Origin of the sequence: Cupriavidus sp. DL-D2 (assembly GCF_039710735.1) — a bacterium.
GTDB lineage: Bacteria > Pseudomonadota > Gammaproteobacteria > Burkholderiales > Burkholderiaceae > Cupriavidus.
On record NZ_JBDKXK010000025.1, the window covers coordinates 79763 to 98883 of the forward strand.

Below are 19121 nucleotides of genomic sequence, written 5' to 3' on the forward strand. Positions count from 1 at the left end.
TTTCGGGAGAAGCCAGTGTTAGCGGAAATCGGACAGGACAGGCGGGAATCGAGGGCGCTCAAGCTGTTCGCGGGCGTGGGGCTGTTCATCATGGCATTGGCGCTGCGGCCCGGCATCGTGTCGATCGGCCCGCTCGTGCATGCCATTCAGACGGAATTTGGAATGAAGCATGCAGAAGCCGCGCTGCTGACCGCCATTCCCGATATTTGCATGGGCGTCTTCGCGATCTTCGTGCCGGCACTGGGGCGCCGCTTCGGCAGTGATCGTGTCGTGTTGTTCTCGCTGGTGTTGCTCGGTGTGGCGCTCGTGCTGCGCGCATTGGCCGGATCGCCTGCCAGCCTGTTGCTGGCGACATTGCTGGTCGGCATCGGCGTCGCGATTTCAGGTCCGTTGATCGGCGGCTGGATCAAGAGTCATTTCTCGGGCGAGGCGGCGCTTTTCATGGGGATCTACGCGGCAGGGCTCGGTGTCGGTGCCACGCTGGCCGCAGTGGGTAGCGAGTCCATTGCATTGGCCGGTGGCGGATGGCGGCTGGGTGCCGGTATCTGGGCTGTCGTTTGCGTGCTGGCGATTGTGAGCTGGAAGCGGCTGACGTCCACGTATCCTTCGAAGCCGCATGCATCGCATGTGAGTGCTGCGCCGGCCCGTTCACCGTTGCGATCCGGTCGTGCATGGCTGATTGCGGTGTACTTCGGCGTCGGCCAGTTCATCTGCTACGCGTGCTTTGCCTGGGTGGGTGAGAGCAGCCGCGAGTTGCAGATCAACGCGCTGAGTTCCGGTGTCAACCTGGGCTTGTTCGCCGCGATGATCGCGCTCAGCAGTTTCCTGGCAGGCATCGTGACAAGCGGGTCGCTGGATCGTCGGGGCTGGCTGGCATGGTCCGCAATCCTGTCGATCGGTGGCGCGGCGGTACTGTGGCTGTCGCCGGGCACGCTGGGTGCGATGCCGGTGCTCGCCATCGCGGCAGGGCAGGGGGTGTGCTTCGCGTTGGCCATGACGCTGCCGCTGGACAACACCACGTCGCATCATGAAGCCAGCCAGTGGACCGCGTTCATGCTGTTCGTCGGATACCTCGTTGCCGCGTTGGGACCGTTCGTGTTCGGCTTCCTGCGCGATGTGACTGGCGCCTATCGCGCACCGTATGGGCTGCTTGTGGCCGCATCGGTTGTGCTGCTGGTGCTGACGCCATGGCTCAAGCCGCGTCTGCGGGAAGCACAGGCAGTGGCATGACGGGAGGCATCACGGGAGATCGCAAGGGCAATTGCAGCGTGAACCATGTGCCGGTGGCGTCGGGTTGCCAGGACACTTCCGCATGAAGTGCCTGCGCCCGGCGCTGCATGCTGGCGAGTCCCCGGCCACGGTGTGCGGCGGGGACGTGGGCGGGATCGAACGGTGTGCCGTTGTCATGCACGCGCACCGTCACTGACTGTGCGTCGTGTCGCGTCTGCACGCGAATGGCGGTGGCGTGGCTGTGCTTGAGCAGGTTGGTGAACACCTCCTGCAAGATGCGGAGGATGTGCAGCGCGCTCTGCGCATCGATCCATTGCAGTGCGGGAATGTCGCCCACCTCCCACGCCAGCGAGATACCGGCCGATTCCAGTCGCGGTCCCAGCCGATAGCGCAGCGTCGCCAGCAGCAGCAACAGATCGGTCGAAACGGGTTCGAGCGAGTCGATGGTCAGCTTCAGATCGTCGATGCATTCGCGCAGGATCTGCGCGATGTCATCGGCGCGCGCGGTGCCACCCGGATCGCGCTCGACCACACGCAGTGCGCTGATCAGCGATGACCCGAGGCCGTCGTGCATGTCTTGCAGCAGACGTTGGCGTTCGCGCGTGAGCGTGTCACGACGTTCCACCTCGCGCAACTGCCGATGGCTTTCCAGCAACTCGGCTTCTCGCTGCGCCAGGCGCAGCGAGAGATTGGCGTTGGCCTGCGCTACCTCGTCGAGCGCACTGACGTAGCGCCGGTACATCAGGTACATGAACAGCAGAAGCTGCACGCAGCCCAGGTAGGCCAGCAGGTAGATGCTCTCGATATCGACGCGATAGTTCTGCAGCAGGATGTCGTGCAAGGCGATGGGTGTACTCATCGCGTTCCAGATCGAAAACACCAGCGCTTCCTGCGATCTGGCGCGCCACGCTGCGCGCAGTGCGGCCACCGAGACGACGAGGTTTAGCGCTACCAGCAGCAGTTGCGACAGCGGATAGAGAAAGACGAGGTGCGTGAGCCACGACAGCGGCAATGTGCTGGTGCCGAGGAAGATGACCGTGCAGAACAACACGGCCTCGAAGCGCCGGTAGCGCAGCCCGAGGTAGCGAAAGACAAAGATGTAGCAGGTCAGGATCAGCCAGGCGATGCTGTTGAACGCGAGCCAGCTGAACCACTCCTCCGGGATGGGCAGCGGGTCCTGTCCGACGAGGTATTGCAGCGTATGAAGGAAGTAGGCGCTCGCGGCCAGAAAGCACAGCAGGTAGCGCGATTCGTGGCGACGCCTGATCCAGACCAGCAAGGAAAAGATGCCCACGGCCAGCAGGCCGCCACTGGACAAGTATGGAAACTGGGTCTGCAGGAAGCTGCGTATCGCATAACGCCAGAACAGTTCGCCGCGCGTGCCGATGCGCACCGTCGACATCGCGGCGCCCACCTGTCCGACCACATCGATGCGGATGACGAGATCCTTCGGCGCATGGCCGAGTGCAATCCACAGCGGATAGTTATAGCCGTTCCACACCGGGCCGCCGCGCGACTGCCAGAGCTGCTGGCCATCCGCGTAGACGGTCAGGCGCCCCACGGTCTGCCAGCGGGGCGCGTAGAGGTAGAGCGGTTCGTTGATGCGCGCGGATGCGCTCGCGGCCGGCAGGTCGAGCTTCAGCCAGACGGTTTCGATCTGGCCTGCGCTGACGTCGTCCGGCGCAACGTGTCGCGGTATCACCAGGGGCAGTGACGTGGCTTCCCAACCTTCGCGTACAACGGGAAGGGCAAGCTGCGGCGAGAGCCTGTCGAGCGTGCCTTCCGGCGTGACAAGCACCTGTCCGGTGATCACATGCCACGGCAAGGATTCGGCGGCGGCGTTGTGCAACAAGCCGGCGAGGCACAGCACCATGGCGACGATCCACCGTCCCCAGGCCAGCGGCAAGGCACGCTCACACATCGCGCAGCCATCCGTGCTGGCGCGCCACGTTGATGGCTTCTACCTTGGAATGCACGTCGAGCTTGACGTAGATGCGGCGGACATACGTGAGCAAGGTGTGCCGCGATACCCCCATGCGCTGCGCGATTTCATCGTGCGAGAAGCCACGCGTGATATCGCCCAGCACTTCGTATTCCCTTGGCGACAGTTCGGTGGGTTTGGGGCCCGTGGGTGTCTGCGGCGCGTCGGCCGCGGGCGCCTGCAATCGCGTCAGCACCTGCCGTGCGATCAGCGGACTGATCGGACTGCCGCCGTCATGGAGCGAGCGCAACTCGCTGACGATATGCGCGGCGGAGCTGTCCTTGAGCAGGTAGCCGGTGGCGCCCGCCGCAATGGACCGCATGACGTGGCTCTCGTCGCCAAAGACGGTTGCCACCATGACATTGCATGCCGGCCACGCGGTGCGTACGGCGCGAATGGCATCGATGCCCGATCCATCGGGCAGTCCGAGGTCCACGACAAGAATGTCTGCGGCAGGCAATTGCCGCAGCAGCGCGAGCCCATCGTCCAACGTTGCCGCCGTGCCTGCGCTGCACATGTCGGGCGCGCTTTCCAGTGCGTCGAGAAAAGCGGCCGTAAAACGGGAATCGTCTTCGATCAGTGCAACGCGGATTGGCAGGGAGGGGGCAGTGGACACGGCGGGTGTAGGTGCGGAGCGAGCGAATCGACGCACGACAAGCAGCGGCTCGTGCTACCGCTATACCCCCTCCGAAGTGGGGGCATGAGAAATGCACGCCCGTCGCACGATCAGGGGACATACAGCCCGAAACGCCAGGGCTATGATCCAGCCAAATTGTTGCACGCATGGGACTGTATGCAAAGACAGCCCATGGGGGCATGCACCAAAACAACAGGCTCCTGGTGTTGGGAGTCAAGAACTCAACGGGACGGGGAAGGGGTCGCAAATGAAGCACGGCAGCGGGTTGTCGAGGTGGCGGGTGTGGCGGATCGCAGGGGCCGTGACGGTCAGCGTGGCGTTGGCTGCGTGCGGTGGGGATGGCGACGGTGCGGGAAGCAGCGCGGGGAACGGGAGCGGAGGTGGCACCCCGCCTTCGTCTCCTTCCACACCGGATACGCCGCAGTCACCAGGGACACCGGAGACACCCACCACGCCGCAGGCCGTGACATACCTGGGCGTGATCAGCTTCGGCGACACCATCGCCGTGACGCTCGACGCGCCCGCTGCGGGTCAGGTCCGTATCCGCTTCTCCGATTCCGCTTTCGGTCTGGCCGGTGCGGTGATCGGCAACTACGCAAGGAGCGGCGATGTCTACACCGTTAGCGGCCTCAAGGCGGACGATGCCGAGCCGCCGCCTGCTTTTGTCACTGCGTTACTCAGTTCGGTCACGGCAACGTTCACGGTATCGGGCACCACGCTGACCGGTGAAATCGCGGGGCTGCCGAAACAGCTTGGCAATGGCAAGCTCACCGGCCAGGTAACGGCCAGCAGTGTGACCGCGCCGGTCAGTGCCACGGATCTGGCTGCCACGTACACCTTCGTGCGCGCCCAGTCCACGTACTACACCAGTTCCGGCAACCTTCAGGTCCAGTATGGTTACGGCGGCCAGATGCGCGTCGGCGCGGACGGGGCCGTGCGGATGTGCCAGACGAGCGCCTACAGCGATGCCTGCGGCATGGGCCTGACCGGCACGCTTGTGCTGGCCGACCAGACCAGTTATCCCGGTGCCTACACGCTGACGTTGGGCGGCAAGGTGTGGGGCCGTGTGTTTGCGCGGCGCGAGAACGGCGTGACGACGCTGTACTTCGATCACAACCAGATGGACACCGGCGGCAATCGCATCGCGGGATCGGGTGTCTTCCGGCAGGCGCAGACCCTCACGATGAATCAGGTGGCAGGCCAGTGGGTCTGCCGGCAACCCGGCGTATCGTATGACGCGCCCACCGGCATCGGCCTGCGCGTTGCGCTGGATGGATCGGTGCAGGAGGAAACACTGACGATCGACGATGCGGGTCTGATCGTCAGTGCACGCACGAATCTGTCGGCGGCGGTGACGCTGAATGCGGCCAATAATCTGATTGGCATGATGCTCCCGGCTGCCGTACCCGGTGTCCTGTCAGTGAACTGGATCTCGCAGGAAGTCGCAAGCGGCCTTCGCACGCAGGTGTTCATGCCCATCGACGCGCAGACCATGGCCTACTATGCCGAGGTCAATGCCAAGGCATCCGATCCGGTGCAATGGACGTATATCGCGCAGGGCATGTGCCGCAAGGGCTGATTTTTCCTTGACCGATGGTTTTCTCCCCTCTCCCACTGCATGGGAGAGGGGAGCCAACCACGAGCATCTCGAACACTGTTGGTTTTCTCCCCTCTCCCGCTCGCGGGAGAGGGGCGGGGGAGAGGGTAAGCCGTGCAATTTGCGACATGTTCAGCAAGCAGAATCTCCGGCCCTCTCCCCCAACCCCTCTCCCACTGCGCGGGAGAGGGGAGCCAACCACGAGCATCTCGAACACTGTTGGTTTTCTCCCCTCTCCCGCTCGCGGGAGAGGGGCGGGGGAGAGGGTAAGCCGTGCAATTTGCGACATGTTCAGCAAGCAGAATCTCCGGCCCTCTCCCCCAACCCCTCTCCCACTGCGCGGGAGAGGGGAGCCAACCACGAGCATCTCGAACACTGTTGGTTTTCTCCCCTCCCCCGCTCGCGGGAGAGGGGAGCAACACCGGCCAGCGACTCAGCGATCAAGCCAGATGACACGCCACCCAATGATCAACACCGCGCTCGGTGAAGACCGGTGCCGATTCACGGCACTGCGCGGTGGCGTGCGGGCATCGCGTATGAAAGCGGCAGCCTGACGGCGGTGAGAGTGGGCTGGGCAGTTCGCCCGCGATGGACGCCTGTTGCAGTCGACGCGCACCGGGGCGGGCCGAAGGCGCAGACGCCATCAGCGCGCGTGTGTACGGATGGCGCGGCGAATGCCACACTGCATCGCGCGGGCCTTGTTCGACGACCTGGCCGAGATACATCACGGCGATGTGATCGGACATATGCCGCACCACCGCCAGATCGTGCGAGATGAACAGGTAGGCGATGCCGAGTGTCTCGCGCAGGTCGAGCAGCAGGTTCAGCACCTGTGCGCGCACGGAGACATCGAGTGCGGACACGGCTTCGTCGCAGACGATCAGTTCGGGGTCGAGCATCAGCGCACGCGCGATGGCAACACGTTGGCGCTGGCCTCCAGAGAGTTCGTGAGGCAGCCGGTGCGCCATGTCGCGGTGCAATCCGACTTTGTCGAGCATGGCGGCTACGCGTTCACGGCGTGCCGCAGCATTGCCACGTCGATGAACAATCAGCGGCGCTTCCAGCGTCTTGCCGATGGTCGCGCGCGGATTCAATGATGCAGCCGGGTCCTGAAACACCATCTGCACGCGCGGACGGATATCGTCGAGCGCGCGGCCCTGTCGTGTGGTGATGTCTTCGCCATCAAGACGTATCTCGCCTGCATCGACATCGGTGAGTCGCATCGCCACGCGCGCAACCGTCGACTTGCCGCAACCGCTCTCGCCAACGAGGCCGAGCGTCTGCCCGTGCGCCACGTTGAGCGACACATCATCGAGTGCGCGTACCGTGCCGCCTTGGGTGCGGTAGTGGCGCGAGACATGGCGAAGTGCCAGCAGCGGTTCGGTCATGCCGCTACCTCCTCGATCTCGATCACGGTTGGCGAAGGGACGCGCAGCCGCGCGTGGCAGGCCACCTCGCCTGAGCCATCGGGTTCCAGCACGGGCACCTCGGTCCTGCAACGCGCCACTGCGTGAGTGCAGCGCAGCGCGAAGGCGCAGCCGGCCGGCATGGCCGAAAGTGGCGGCACAGTGCCGGGAATCTCTGGAAGTCGACTGCCCGGTGGCAATGTTTCGATGGCGAGCGAGGCGAGCAAGCCCGCTGTGTAGGGATGCGCGGGACGTGTGAGCAATGCCTCGACTGGCCCTTGCTCGACGACGCGCCCCGCATACATGACCGCTGCACGGTCGGCGGTCTCCGCGACCACGCCAAGATCGTGCGTGATCAGCAACATCGCCATGCCAGTCTCTGCCTGAAGCCGCTTGAGCAATGCCAGGATCTGCGCCTGCGTGGTGACATCGAGCGCCGTGGTGGGTTCATCGGCGATCAGCAGGTCCGGTTCGCAGGCCAGCGCAATCGCAATCATGGCGCGTTGCCGCATGCCGCCCGATAGCTGATGCGGAAAATCATTGGCGCGTTCACGCGGCGACGGCATGCGCACCTGTTCGAGCAACGCCAGCGCACGCGCGTGCGCTTCGGCGTGCGTCACGCGGCGATGCAGGCGCACGGCCTCGATGATCTGGTCCCCGATGCGCATCACCGGATTGAGCGCGGACATCGGCTCCTGAAAGATCATGGCGATGCGATTGCCGCGTATGCCCTGCATCGCGCGGTCGTCGAGCGCAAGCAGATCGGCGCCGTTGAACAGGATCTGTCCGCCAGTCACGCGCGCCACACGGCGCGGCAGCAAGCGCAGGATCGAACATGCGGTGACGGATTTTCCCGATCCGCTTTCGCCAACGAGTGCCAGCGTTTCGCCGCGATCGATGGAGAGCGACACATCGTGCAGTGCCGTAACGTGACCGGTGGCCGTCGTGAAGCCGGTGCGCAACGCGCGAATATCGAGTAGTGCCATGTTGTCAGTGCCGTCGCTGGCGCAGATGCGGATTCAGGGCGTCGTTGATGCCGTCGCCAATCAGGTTGAAGGCGAGCACCGTGACCACGATGGCAAGACCTGGCAGGCCGCAGATGTACCACGCATCGGCCACCTGTTCGCGGCCACCGCCGATGATGGTGCCCCAGCTCATGACGTTGGGATCGCCCAGGCCGAGGAAGGCCAACGACGCCTCGGTCTGGATCGCGGTAGCCACGGTCAGCGTCGCCATGGCGATCACCGGCGGCAAGGCGTTCGGCAGGATCTGCGTGAGGATGAGGCGCGCGTCGCTCATGCCGACCGTGCGCGCAGCCAGCACGAACTCGCGCGAACGTAGCGAGAGAAACTCCGCGCGTACGAGTCTTGCCGTGGCGGGCCATGACACCACGCCAATCGCCACGACAACGGTCGTGACCGATGGCTTGAAGATGGCAACCAGCACCACGGCCAGTACGAACTTCGGTACGGTCTGGAAGACTTCGGTGACACGCATCAGCGCTGCATCGACGCGTCCACCGAAGTAACCGCCGATGGCACCCACGGTAATGCCCAGCGTGGCAGCCAGTGCAGTGCTGACGAGACCGATCAGCAACGACACGCGCGCGCCCGCCGCGAGACCTGTCGCGAGATCGCGGCCCATGAAATCGGTGCCGAGCGGATAGCCGGGATCATCGCCCGGCCACAGCATCGGCGGCCCAGCCATGTCCCACGGATCGCCGGGGAAAATCAGCGGGCCGACGAGCGCTACCAGTACCACCGCCAGCATCAGGACAAGCCCCAGCGTTGCCGAAGGATATGCACGGGCGAAGCGCCACCACGCGAGCGGTGTCGTTGCAACGGGCAGGCGAGAGATCAGCGTGCTCATGTCGTGGCGCCCTTCACAGTCACCGAGACGCGCGGATCGATGGCCGCATACAGCAGGTCCACGAAGATATTCACGACGGTCACCATCACCGAACTCAGCAGCAGGATGCCGAGCAACAGATTGAAGTCACGCGCGAGTACCGATTCAAAAGCGAGGCGACCCAGCCCCGGCCAACTGAACACGGATTCGACAAGTACCGCGCCGCTGAGTAGCGATGCAAGTTGATAGCCCGCCATGGTGACAAGCGGCAATAGCGCATTGCGTAGCGCATGCACCACGGTCACACGCACTTCGCCCGCGCCCTTGGCGCGCGCCGTACGAATGAAATCCGCGCCATCGAGTTCGAGCATGGCGGTGCGCACCAGCCGGGTGTACACGGCGAGGTAGAACGTGGCGAGCGTGCAGGCGGGCAGCACCGCGTGACGCGCCACATCGGCCGCCCAGGCCAATCCCGTATGGCCCGCGCTGATATCCACCATGCCTCCCGACGGCAGCCAGCCGAGCCGCGCGGAAAGCAGCACGATTGCCATCAGTCCGAGCCAGAACGTGGGGACGGCATACGCTACCAGCGTGACGAGCGAGACGAGTCGATCCGGCCAGCGATGCACACGCACGGCGGAGAGCACGCCAAGTGCCACGCCCAGCGCGAGCGCGATGCCCATCGCCAGTGCCATCAGCAGCAGCGTGGCGGGAAGCCGGCTCAGGATGAGATCGAGCACCGGCATGTTCTGGCGATACGAGAAGCCGAGATCGAGCGTGGCAAGCTGACCGAGATAGCGCACCAGTTGCAGCCAGACCGGCTGATCGAGTCCGAAGCTGGCGCGCAGTTGTGCCATGGTCTCCGGACTGGCCGCACCAGCCTCGCCGGCCAGTACATCGACGACATCGCCGGGCGCCAGTTGCAGGATGACGAAGTTCATCAGTGCGATACCGAGTACCACGGGGATCACCTGCAACAACCGCTGGCGCAGGAAAGCGAGGGCGGGGTGGCGCATAGCGTCAAGCCTTCGGTGTCAGCCACGCATCGGCGTACGACGCGAACAGTCCGTCGCCCTGCGCAGTGGCCTTGCGGAAGCGTGCGGTGGACACGGTGACCCAGGTCTGCTCCACGAGATCGAGCACCGGCACATCGTCCTGCACGATCTTCTGCCACTGCGTGATCAGTGCCTTGCGTTTGCTCTCGTTGGCTTCGCGGCCAGCGGCTTCCATGATGCGGTCCAGTTCCGGATTCGAATAGCCCGAACCATTGGTCCACGGCGCACCCTTGATGATGTTCTTCGTCCAGAACAGACGCTGCACACCCAGCGTGGGATCGGGCAGGCGGTGCAGGCTGGAGATCATCAGGTCATAGTCCTGATCGGTGAAGACACGACGCAGATAGGTGGCGGTATCACCCGCACGCAATTCCACCTCCACACCCACGCGCGCCAGCGATTGCTTGATGAACTCGGCGGGCCGGCTCGCGGTCACGCCGCCGCCGCCATCGTAGTCGAGCGTGATGCGCAGGCGCTTGCCATCCTTGCCCGGCTTGAAGCCAGCCTGATCGAGCAGCGCCGCCGCCTTCTTGATGTCGTACGGATACTGCTGCGTATCGGGCGAGTAGTAGTTGACCACCGACGATGGCACCGGGCCCGTGGCGGGTTTGCCATAGCCGAGGAACACAACCTTGAGCAGTGCGTTGCGGTCGATGGCATAGGCCAGTGCCTGACGCACGCGCCGATCCGCGAAGTACGGCTTGCGCACGTTGAACTGCGTCAGGAAGATCGTGGCGAGATAGCGGCCATCGTCGGTATTGATGCGGTAACGCTGCTTGTCCTGGAAGCGTCCGAGGTTCGACAGCGGAATGCTGGAACCGAGCGCCACGTCGATCTCGCCGGCCTCCAGCGCCACGGTGCGCGCGGCGGCATCGGGAATAAAGCGGAAGACCACGCCATCGAGATAGGGCTGGTCCTTCTGCCAGTAGTTCGGGTTGCGTTCCAGCCGCACATGGCTGCCCTTGACCCATTCCTTGAACACGAACGGACCCGTGCCGATGGGCGCATTGTTCAGCGGGTTGCTCAACACATCCTTGCCCTCGTACAGGTGGCGCGGCAGGATCTGCGCGCCATACGTGTTGATGTAGTTGAGCAGGTACGGTGCGGGCGACGACAGGCGGATGATCACCGTATGCGGGTCGGGTGTATCGACGGCCGTGACGTTGGCGAATGCCGCACGGCCAAACGGATGCAGTGTCTTCCAGACTTCGAGCAGTGTGTACTTGACGTCGGCGGCAGTGAAGTCCTTGCCGTCATGCCATTTCACATTCTTGCGAAGCTGGAAGGTGGTGGTCAGGCCATCCGCCGACGTAGTCCAAGAGGTCGCCAATGCGGGCACGGGCCGCAGATTCAGGTCGTAGGCCACGAGCCCTTCGAGCACCTTGCTCGACACCTGGCCGATGTTCATCGTCGTGATGAATGCCGATGTCAGCAGCGTGGGTTCAGGTGACACCGCCACGTTGAGCACGCCGCCACGTATGGGCGCACCCTGTGCAGCGGCGGCGTTCGCGAGTACGTCAGCAGAGAACGGTACGCCGAGGGAAAGGAGCGAGGAAGCAGCAAGGAAATCGCGACGGTTCATGGCAAGCGGGGCAGAAGTTTCTCGGAGGGGTCAGCAAAGCGCAGGCACTGAGTGTAGAAACTGTCCGCTACGGCGTGAACGAAGGATTTCCTCTTTGCTATCGCGTTTCGTGTGGTAAGTGTGACCTGAAAACCGTACGCCATGCCCGGTGGGAACGGAACGAACAAAGTGGCGTTTCGATATGCGGCATATCGATATCGGGTTTCGTTCGTTCCCATGCGGCATGGCGGTGCCTATGCTGTGACGCTCCCCTATGTCCCACCCTCGCTATGTCTATCTCCGCGCCACCCCGCCAGCTTCATCTGAATCTCAACGCGCTGCATTCGGGCTTTGTCCCGTCGGCGTGGCGCCTGACCGGCAGCGATCCGCGCGCGTTTGTCGATGCGCAGCACTACGTGCGTCTGGCGCAGGTAGCCGAAGCTGGCAAGTTCGATGCGATCTTTCTGGCGGATAACGCGTCGATTGCCGATCAGATCAACTTCCGGCCGATCACGGCGCTGGAGCCTACGGTGCTGCTCGCTTGCGTGGCAGCGGCTACGACGCATATCGGCCTCGTGGCCACCGCATCCACCAGCTACAACGAGCCTTACAACATCGCGCGCCGGTTCGCCACGCTCGACCACGTCAGCGGCGGTCGCGCCGGATGGAACGTGGTGACCACGGCCGATGCGGGTTCCGCGCGCAACTTCGGCCAGACCGGACCCGCCGAGCACGCGAGGCGATATGCGCGCGCGGACGAGTTCACGCATATCGTCAAGTCGCTCTGGGATAGCTGGGAGGACGATGCCTTTGTCGGCGATCGTGCGGCGGGACGCTTTGTGCATACCGACAAGCTGCAGCCCATTGCGCATCACGGCGAGTTCTTCGATGTGCAGGGCCCGCTGAACTTGCCGCGTACCCCGCAAGGCCATCCGGTGCTGTTCCAGGCTGGCGGGTCGTCCGATGGGCGCGACCTCGCCGCGCGCCATGCCGAAGCGGTGTTCTCTGCGGCGCAGACTGTCGAGGAATCGGCGGCTTATCGGCGCGATATCAATCAGCGTGCCGAGGCACTGGGTCGCGGACGCGATGCCGTCAAGATCCTGCCCGGACTGACGACCATCGTCGGTGCAACCGAAGCGCAGGCCCGTCAGCGCCGCGACGCACTCGTAGACCTGATTCCATGGGACTACAGCCTGAATCGACTGGCCGGCACGCTTGGTATCCCCGTGGATCGTCTGTCACTCGACGCCCCATTGCCCGACGATCTGGTGCTGCCTGCGAATGGCAATCACACGTTCTTCGCGGCCACCGTGGCTTTCGCGCGGCGTCAGAACGCCACAGTGCGCACGCTGATTCGTGAACTGGCGGGCGGCGGCGGGCATCGCGTCATCGTCGGCACACCGGAGCAGATCGCCGACGATATCGAACACTGGTTCCGCAACGGTGCGGCAGATGGCTTCAACCTGATGCCCGATGCGTTGCCCGATGGGCTGCACGACTTCGTCTATGGCGTGGTGCCGATCCTGCAACGGCGCGGCCTGTTCCGCACCGAGTACACGGGACATACGCTGCGCGAGCATATGGGGCTGGTGAGACCGGCAGGAAGAGTGCGACAGCAGGCCGCAGCGTAAGGTGCCCATGGTTTGCGCCCCTCTCCCGCAGTGCGGGAGAGGGGCGGGGGTGAGGGCCAGCAGTTCAAATTGCGATCAGTCGGCAAGCAGAACCTCCGGCCCTCTCCCCCAGCCCCTCTGCCACTGCGCGGGAGAGGGGAGTTAACCACGGGCATCTCGAACACTGTTGGTTTTCTCCCCTCTCCCGCAGTGCGGGAGAGGGGCGGGGGAGAGGGCAAGCAGTTCAAATTGCGATCAGTCGGCAAGCAGAACCTCCGGCCCTCTCCCCCAGCCCCTCTGCCACTGCGCGGGAGAGGGGAGTTAACCACGGGCATCTCGAACACTGTTGGTTTTCTCCCCTCTCCCGCAGTGCGGGAGAGGGGCGGGGGAGAGGGCAAGCAGTTCAAATTGCGATCAGTCGGCAAGCAGAACCTCCGGCCCTCTCCCCCAGCCCCTCTGCCACTGCGCGGGAGAGGGGAGTTAACCACGGGCATCTCGAACACTGTTGGTTTTCTCCCCTCTCCCGCAGTGCGGGAGAGGGGCGGGGGAGAGGGCAAGCAGTTCAAATTGCGATCAGTCGGCAAGCAGAACCTCCGGCCCTCTCCCCCCAGCCCCTCTCCCACTGGGCGGGAGAGGGGAGTACACACCGAGGCCTGCAAGGGTATTCACTAGCGCGCAATTCTTGACGTTGTCGTGACTACGCCGTCATTATCGGAACCGGATCTCCGATAACAGTACGGAATAGCATGCGGCTGGAAGATTTGAACTATTTTGCGGCGGTGGCGCAGGCGGGCCAGATCGCGCGCGCTGCCGAGGACATGGGCCAAAGCCAGCCCGCGTTGACCAAGGGGATTCAGCGGCTGGAGCAGGAACTGGGCATCCAGCTATTTGTGCGGTCTTCGCGCGGCATGGACCTGACTACCTCGGGCGAAGTCTTTCTCGAACGCATTCTGGCCGTGCGCAGTTCGCTGCACGACGCCATACGTGAAGCGCACGACTTGCATCTCGGCAAGTTGGGCGTGGTGCGGGTAGGTGTGCCTTCATCGCTGACGGGGTCGGTGTTCTCGGATGCGTTTGCCGAACTGATCAGGCAGCGCCCGGCCGCACGCGTGCAGATCACCATCGGCTTGCATGATCCGCTGTTGGCGGCGTTGCATCGCGGAGAGATCGATCTCTGCATCGCCACGTTGTCGCGCAAGCCGGATGCGGACATCGAGCAGACGCCGCTATTCGACAACGACCTGGTGGTCGTCGGGCGCGAACATCATCCGCTGCACAACAAGCGATCGTTGCGCCTGGCGGATCTTGGCGGCTACCCGTGGTTGTTGCCCAATGCCAATGTCATTGCACGCAAGCTGGTGGATGCATGCTTCACCGAAGCCGGGCTGCCCCCGCCGAACGTGGCGCTGGAAGCCAATTCGTCGGCGGAAGGGTTGATGGCGGTGATTCGCAAGACCGACTTGCTGACCGTGGTGGGCCGCCGCACGCTGACGCAAGCCACGCGCGGGCTGCGTGCGCTTGATGTGCCCAACATTCGCTGGCCGCGCAGCGTGGGTATCCTGCGGCGCGCTGGCAGTTACCATTCGCCGCTGGCGGATCGCCTGATCGAGATACTGGTCAAGCAATCGAGCCGCCATCAGTCGTAGACCCTCAGTCTCCGTAGATTCCCACGCGCTGGACGAGGTTGCCCCATGCGGCGGCCTCCGACTGCATCTGCCGCGCAATCTCGTCGGGTGCCATCGGTTTCCAGCTCGACCACACCTCGGCGCGCTTGCGGCGCCATTCCTCCGTCGCACTCGTCTTGTCCATTGTACGGTTCAGCGTCAGGACGATGTCCTGCGGCGTGCCACGACGCACCATCAATCCCGTCCAGCCCGTGCGCTCGTAACCCGCAAAGCCCTGCTCCTTGAACGTCGGTACGTCGGGCAGATGCGCGGAACGCTCGGTGCCGGTGACCGCGAGAATCCTCACCTGTTGCTTGGCGAGCAGCGGGCGCAGGTTCACGATGTCCAGCATCATGTATGAGATCTGGCCGCGCAGGATATCCATCAATGCCGCGCCTGCGCCCTTGTAGGGGATATGCGTGGCCTCGAAGCCGAGGTCGTTGGTGAGCTGGAAGCCGTAGAGATGCGGCACCGTGCCGTTGCCGAGTGACGCATAGTTCAGCGTACCGTTCTGGCGGCGCGCCCACGCTGCCCACTCGCGCAATGTGCGGCTCGGATTCGAGGCCGGTATCGCCAGGCCAATCGGGGCAGCGCCTGTCATGGCAACGGGCACGAAGTCCTGCATGGGCCGATAGGGCAGCTTGCGGAAATAGCTCTGCGTGATCGTGAAATTGGCATTGGCCAGCAGCAGATCATAGCCGTCTGGCGCCGAGAGCAGCACGGATTGTGCCGCGATCTGACCGGCGGCACCGGGCTTGTTGTCGACGATCATCGGCACATTGCCCAGCGCAGGCGAGAGCGATTTCTGATACTCGCGCAATTGCAGATCCACGGGGTCGCCTGCGCCCGACGCCGTGACGAAACGGATCGGCCGGCTGGGCCATTTCTCGGCGTATGCGGAACCTGCGAGCGCCATGGCGACGGCGCCGCCGGCCTGCATCAGGAACTTGCGCCGGCCCTGTGCTGCATCGTGCTTGGTGAAACTGTTGCCCAACATCGTCTCCTTGTTTTCCTGGCGGTCGGCTCAAGACCTGTGGCGAATGACCGATTCATGGATGGCCGTGACTGCCGCCGTCAATGCCGCGGACGTTTCCAGCACGCGGGCCGGATCGTCGCGGCGTTGAATTTCCGCGGCATGCGTGGGGCGCGCCGCGTCGTCGGGACTCGACGAGAACTTGACCGCGACGAGGGATTGCGTCGGGTTGATGTAGAGGCGCTGGCCGAACCGCCCGCTGGCCTCGACGCTGCCGTCGCCATCGTTGCACTGGAACCAGTAGTGGCGATAGCCGTAGCCGTCGCGGCCGGACACCAGATTGCCGCGTGCGAATCGGGCGTGGTTGTCGGCGGGCTGGAACAGGATGCGGGCGACGTCAGGGGAAACGGGTCCCGATACATCGCCCTGCATCGCACGGCGCACCGCTTCGGCAAAGCGTGCGGCGTCGCGCAGCGTGGAGTTCAGGCCGCCGCTGGCCATCTCGGTGCCGAGCCGATCCACGCTCGTATAGGCATCGTCATCGGCGAATCTCGACCACAGGCGATCCGTGACGAGTTGGGACCAGCGCTGACCCGTGATGCGGCGCAGCGCCCAGGCAACGGCTTCGGCGGAGCCGTTCTGGTAGTACCAGACGGGTGCGTCGTCGTGCGTGCCGGTTGCGTGTGCCACCTTCAGGAAGTCGTAAATGTTGTCGGGCGCATCGTCCTTGCGCGGCAGGATGCCGACCGCAGCGAACAGCCCGAGATCCGGGGGCAGCGCCGCCGGATAGCCCACGGCCACTTCCATGTCGAGATTGCGCTGCACGGTGGCATCGCCGAACGGATTGCCCGCGAGTTCGGGCACGTATCGATGCAGCGGCGCCTGCGGATCGAGGCGGCCTTCGCTGACGAGCATCGCGGCAAGCAGGCCCGTCACCGACTTGGTCATCGATGCCCAGATATGCGGCTGGTGCGCGTGAAAGCCGCCGCAGTAGCGTTCATAGACGATATGACCGCAATGCGCGACCAGAAAGCCATCGGTGTGCGTGGCCTTCAGGTACTGGTCGAGTTGCATGGACGCGCCGCCCACTGTCAGCGGGATATCGTCGAGGTGCTCGCCAGCATCGTCACTGGCAACCGGCAACGGCATCGGCTGCGCGGCATGGCGGATCCCAACGGTCGGCGCTACCTCGCGCGTGTGGCTCAGTGCCCACCGCATGAACGGCGGACGCATTCCGCCGCCGCGCGCCACCTGTTTGTCGAGGGGCGGGGGAAAGCCCTGCATGATGCCGTCATCGCACTCCATACCCCGTACTGTCATGACCTCTCCACGTTCTTGTCCGCGACGTCTGCCAGGGCGGCAGGCGCATGGGCACATAGTGGAGCAGCGCGTGCGTATCTGATATTCCGGAATGGAATTCAGCGATAACGGAGCGGAAAGTGAGACCGGAAGGACGACGGGCCGTCACAGATGCGACGGCCCTGCAGCAGAGTGGGGCTTACGTCGTGCCCAACCGCTCCCGCGTGCGCTGCGCCACATTCTTCGTCCACGGATACGCCTGCCAGTACTGCTGGGCAAAACGTTCGATGTCCGCGCGCTGGCGCAGCGACAAGCCGATCATGTCGAGCCCTTGCAGGAACATGCTGCGATGACGCGCGGAAAGCTCGAACGGGAAGGTGCCGATCGGGGTGGTGACCTGCATGGTTTGCAGATCGAAGGCGATGGCATTGTGGCTGTCGGCGTCCACGGCATCCATCAGCGCTTCGATCACGTCGCGCGGCAGCATCACCAGCAGCAGACGATTGTTCATCGCGTTGGAATAGAAGATCTCGCCGAAGCTCGGGGCGATCACGGCGCGGATGCCGAACTGCTGGAGTCCCCACACCGCATGCTCGCGGCTGGAGCCGCAACCGAAGTTGGCGCCGCCGACGAGGATGCGCGTGTCGGCGTATTCCGGGCGGTTCAGTACGAACTCGGGGCGCAGGTTGCCGTGGGTATCGAAACGCTGATCGAAGAGCACGCCCTTGTCGAGTCCGGCCTTGTCGATGCCGCGCAGGAACTGCTTCGGCATGATCTGGTCGGTGTCGAGGTTCTCGAAACGGATCGCGGCGCCCTTGCCGATGATATGGGTGTGCTCAGACATGTTGCAGCTCCAGTTTGCGAACGTCGGTGATCATGCCGGTGACGGCAGCGGCAGCCGCCATCGCCGGGCTCATCAGGTGCGTGATGGCACCACGTCCCTGCCGCCCTTCGAAATTCCGGTTCGTGGTGGAGGCGCAGCGCACGCCATCGGCCAGTACATCGTCGTTCATCGCCAGGCACATCGAGCAGCCCGGCTGGCGCCATTCGAAGCCCGCCGAGGTCAGGATGTCGGCAAGCCCTTCGCGTTCGGCCTGTGCCTTTACGGCGCCGGAGCCGGGCACGACCATCGCGCGTACGCCATCGGCTACCTTGCGGCCCCGCACCACGTCGGCCACCGCGCGCAGGTCTTCGATCCGGCCATTGGTGCAGGACCCGATAAAGACGTGCTGGATTGCCGTGCCCTCAAGTGCCGCGCCCGGTGAAAGATGGGTATAGGACAGCGCACGCTCGACGGAGCGCTGGTCGGCGTCATCCATCTGGTCTTCGGGAAACGGGATGTGCCCCGATACCGGCAGCACCTGATCCGGGCTCGTCCCCCATGTGACATAGGGTTCGATATCGGCGGCATCGAAAGCGAACTCCATATCGAAAGCCGCATCCGCATCGCTGTGCAGGGTGTTCCAGTACGCGATGGCATCGGTGCGCTGCGTGTCGTCGATATCGGACGCGCGGCGCAGCACGTAATCCAGTGCCACGTCATCGGGTGCGATCAGCGCGCCGCGTGCGGCAGCTTCTACGGTCATGTTGCAGAGCGTGAAGCGCGCTTCGACGCTGAGATCCTGGATCGCACTACCGCAATACTCCACCACGTAGCCGCGCGCGCCTTGTGCGCCGATCTTGCCGATGATCTTGAGGATCAGGTCCTTGGCCGTGGTGCCCACCGGCAGCTTGCCATCCACGCGGATACGCATGGTCTTTGCCATGCGATAGACCAGTGTCTGCGTGGCGAGTACGTGCTCCACTTCCGATGTGCCGATACCAAAGCCGAGCGCGCCAAGTGCGCCATAGGTGGTGGTATGGCTGTCACCGCAGATCACCACCATGCCCGGACGGATCATGCCGTGCTCGGGTGCGATGACGTGCTCGATGCCTTGCAGCGTGTCGTTGGTATCGAACAGCGGAATGCCGTGGCGCTCGCAGTTCGCGCGCAGGTTGGTGGCCTGCAGTGCCGAAGCGGTGTCCGCAATCACGCGAATCTTTGTGGGATGCGTGGGGATGATGTGGCTGACCACCGAGACGTTCTGTCCCGGCATCAGCACTTCGCGCCCTTGCTCGTGCAGCCCGGCGAATGCCTGCGGACTGGTGTACTCGTTCATCAGGTGCAGGTCGCAGTACAGCAGAACGTTGTCGTCATCGATGCGCGACACCGTGTGCGAGTCGACGAGCTTGTGATAAAGGGTGCGGGGAGGCATGTTGC

15 protein-coding genes are annotated in these 19121 nt (G+C 64.1%); 4 read left to right on the plus strand and 11 right to left on the minus strand.

Going from position 1 to position 19121, the window contains the following annotated elements:
- Positions 1-15 precede the first annotated feature (15 nt).
- A complete protein-coding gene (locus tag ABDB81_RS15880; protein ID WP_346812034.1) occupies positions 16-1230 on the plus strand; it encodes an MFS transporter in 1215 nt (404 codons plus the stop codon).
- Here ABDB81_RS15880 and ABDB81_RS15885 read toward each other — a convergent pair.
- Both ABDB81_RS15885 and ABDB81_RS15890 read right to left on the minus strand, forming a co-directional pair.
- Complete coding sequence (locus ABDB81_RS15885; RefSeq protein WP_346812035.1) at positions 1193-3151, minus strand: ATP-binding protein; 1959 nt, start codon at positions 3149-3151, stop codon at positions 1193-1195. The genes ABDB81_RS15880 and ABDB81_RS15885 overlap by 38 nt on opposite strands.
- The gene (locus tag ABDB81_RS15890; RefSeq protein WP_346812037.1) at positions 3144-3827 is read right to left on the minus strand and encodes a response regulator transcription factor; all 684 of its coding nucleotides are present in this window, start codon (positions 3825-3827) and stop codon (positions 3144-3146) included. Before ABDB81_RS15890 ends, ABDB81_RS15885 begins: the two co-directional genes overlap by 8 nt.
- Before the next feature lie 268 nt (positions 3828-4095).
- On the opposite strand from ABDB81_RS15890, the gene ABDB81_RS15895 reads away from it, so the two are divergent.
- Positions 4096-5427, plus strand: a complete 1332-nt coding sequence (locus ABDB81_RS15895) for a hypothetical protein (protein ID WP_346812039.1) — start codon at positions 4096-4098, stop codon at positions 5425-5427.
- A 458-nt stretch (positions 5428-5885) separates the two neighbouring features.
- On the opposite strand, the gene ABDB81_RS15900 is transcribed toward ABDB81_RS15895, so the two are convergent.
- From ABDB81_RS15900 to ABDB81_RS15920, 5 genes are read right to left on the minus strand one after another with little or no spacing between them, the layout of a single operon-like run.
- Positions 5886-6833: an oligopeptide/dipeptide ABC transporter ATP-binding protein gene (locus tag ABDB81_RS15900; RefSeq protein ID WP_346812041.1), complete on the minus strand. Its 948-nt coding sequence runs from the start codon at positions 6831-6833 to the stop codon at positions 5886-5888.
- A complete protein-coding gene (locus ABDB81_RS15905; RefSeq protein WP_346812042.1) occupies positions 6830-7837 on the minus strand; it encodes an ABC transporter ATP-binding protein in 1008 nt (335 codons plus the stop codon). Before ABDB81_RS15905 ends, ABDB81_RS15900 begins: the two co-directional genes overlap by 4 nt.
- A 4-nt stretch (positions 7838-7841) precedes the next feature.
- A complete protein-coding gene (locus tag ABDB81_RS15910) occupies positions 7842-8720 on the minus strand; it encodes an ABC transporter permease (RefSeq protein ID WP_160473398.1) in 879 nt (292 codons plus the stop codon).
- On the minus strand, positions 8717-9715 hold the full coding sequence (locus tag ABDB81_RS15915; protein ID WP_346812044.1) for an ABC transporter permease: 999 nt from the start codon (positions 9713-9715) through the stop codon (positions 8717-8719). Before ABDB81_RS15915 ends, ABDB81_RS15910 begins: the two co-directional genes overlap by 4 nt.
- 4 nt (positions 9716-9719) lie before the next feature.
- Entirely contained in the window at positions 9720-11336 is a 1617-nt protein-coding gene (locus ABDB81_RS15920) for an ABC transporter substrate-binding protein (protein ID WP_346812046.1), read from the minus strand.
- Between the two features lie 269 nt (positions 11337-11605).
- Here ABDB81_RS15920 and ABDB81_RS15925 point away from each other — a divergent pair, with 269 nt between their 5' ends.
- Both ABDB81_RS15925 and ABDB81_RS15930 read left to right on the plus strand, forming a co-directional pair.
- Positions 11606-12946 carry an LLM class flavin-dependent oxidoreductase gene (locus ABDB81_RS15925; RefSeq protein WP_346812048.1) on the plus strand — a complete coding sequence of 447 codons (1341 nt, stop codon included), beginning with the start codon at positions 11606-11608 and terminating at the stop codon, positions 12944-12946.
- A 725-nt stretch (positions 12947-13671) separates the two neighbouring features.
- On the plus strand, positions 13672-14571 hold the full coding sequence (locus ABDB81_RS15930; RefSeq protein ID WP_137925646.1) for a LysR family transcriptional regulator: 900 nt from the start codon (positions 13672-13674) through the stop codon (positions 14569-14571).
- Positions 14572-14575: 4 nt separating this feature from the next.
- On the opposite strand, the gene ABDB81_RS15935 is transcribed toward ABDB81_RS15930, so the two are convergent.
- From ABDB81_RS15935 to leuC, 4 genes are all read right to left on the minus strand, one after another.
- Positions 14576-15586 carry a tripartite tricarboxylate transporter substrate binding protein gene (locus ABDB81_RS15935; protein ID WP_160473404.1) on the minus strand — a complete coding sequence of 337 codons (1011 nt, stop codon included), beginning with the start codon at positions 15584-15586 and terminating at the stop codon, positions 14576-14578.
- Positions 15587-15613: 27 nt separating this feature from the next.
- A complete protein-coding gene (locus tag ABDB81_RS15940; protein ID WP_346812050.1) occupies positions 15614-16882 on the minus strand; it encodes a serine hydrolase domain-containing protein in 1269 nt (422 codons plus the stop codon).
- 178 nt (positions 16883-17060) lie between these two features.
- Positions 17061-17705 (minus strand): 3-isopropylmalate dehydratase small subunit, encoded by a 645-nt coding sequence (gene leuD / locus ABDB81_RS15945; RefSeq protein WP_346812052.1) that lies wholly within the window; start codon positions 17703-17705, stop codon positions 17061-17063.
- Complete coding sequence (leuC, locus tag ABDB81_RS15950) at positions 17698-19116, minus strand: 3-isopropylmalate dehydratase large subunit (RefSeq protein ID WP_346812054.1); 1419 nt, start codon at positions 19114-19116, stop codon at positions 17698-17700. The genes leuD and leuC overlap by 8 nt, the downstream gene beginning before the upstream one ends.
- Between the last annotated feature and the right edge of the window lie 5 nt (positions 19117-19121).

What these genes read in the sequence shown, in the direction of transcription:
- leuC (WP_346812054.1), bottom strand. Translation starts at nt 19,116, where the DNA reads ATGCCTCCCCGCACCCTTTATCACAAGCTCGTCGACTCGCACACGGTG.
- ABDB81_RS15900 (WP_346812041.1), bottom strand. Translation starts at nt 6,833, where the DNA reads ATGACCGAACCGCTGCTGGCACTTCGCCATGTCTCGCGCCACTACCGC.
- leuD (WP_346812052.1), bottom strand. Translation starts at nt 17,705, where the DNA reads ATGTCTGAGCACACCCATATCATCGGCAAGGGCGCCGCGATCCGTTTC.
- ABDB81_RS15905 (WP_346812042.1), bottom strand. Translation starts at nt 7,837, where the DNA reads ATGGCACTACTCGATATTCGCGCGTTGCGCACCGGCTTCACGACGGCC.
- ABDB81_RS15885 (WP_346812035.1), bottom strand. Translation starts at nt 3,151, where the DNA reads ATGTGTGAGCGTGCCTTGCCGCTGGCCTGGGGACGGTGGATCGTCGCC.
- ABDB81_RS15915 (WP_346812044.1), bottom strand. Translation starts at nt 9,715, where the DNA reads ATGCGCCACCCCGCCCTCGCTTTCCTGCGCCAGCGGTTGTTGCAGGTG.
- ABDB81_RS15930 (WP_137925646.1), top strand. Translation starts at nt 13,672, where the DNA reads ATGCGGCTGGAAGATTTGAACTATTTTGCGGCGGTGGCGCAGGCGGGC.
- ABDB81_RS15935 (WP_160473404.1), bottom strand. Translation starts at nt 15,586, where the DNA reads ATGTTGGGCAACAGTTTCACCAAGCACGATGCAGCACAGGGCCGGCGC.
- ABDB81_RS15920 (WP_346812046.1), bottom strand. Translation starts at nt 11,336, where the DNA reads ATGAACCGTCGCGATTTCCTTGCTGCTTCCTCGCTCCTTTCCCTCGGC.
- ABDB81_RS15910 (WP_160473398.1), bottom strand. Translation starts at nt 8,720, where the DNA reads ATGAGCACGCTGATCTCTCGCCTGCCCGTTGCAACGACACCGCTCGCG.
- ABDB81_RS15940 (WP_346812050.1), bottom strand. Translation starts at nt 16,882, where the DNA reads ATGACAGTACGGGGTATGGAGTGCGATGACGGCATCATGCAGGGCTTT.
- ABDB81_RS15925 (WP_346812048.1), top strand. Translation starts at nt 11,606, where the DNA reads ATGTCTATCTCCGCGCCACCCCGCCAGCTTCATCTGAATCTCAACGCG.
- ABDB81_RS15895 (WP_346812039.1), top strand. Translation starts at nt 4,096, where the DNA reads ATGAAGCACGGCAGCGGGTTGTCGAGGTGGCGGGTGTGGCGGATCGCA.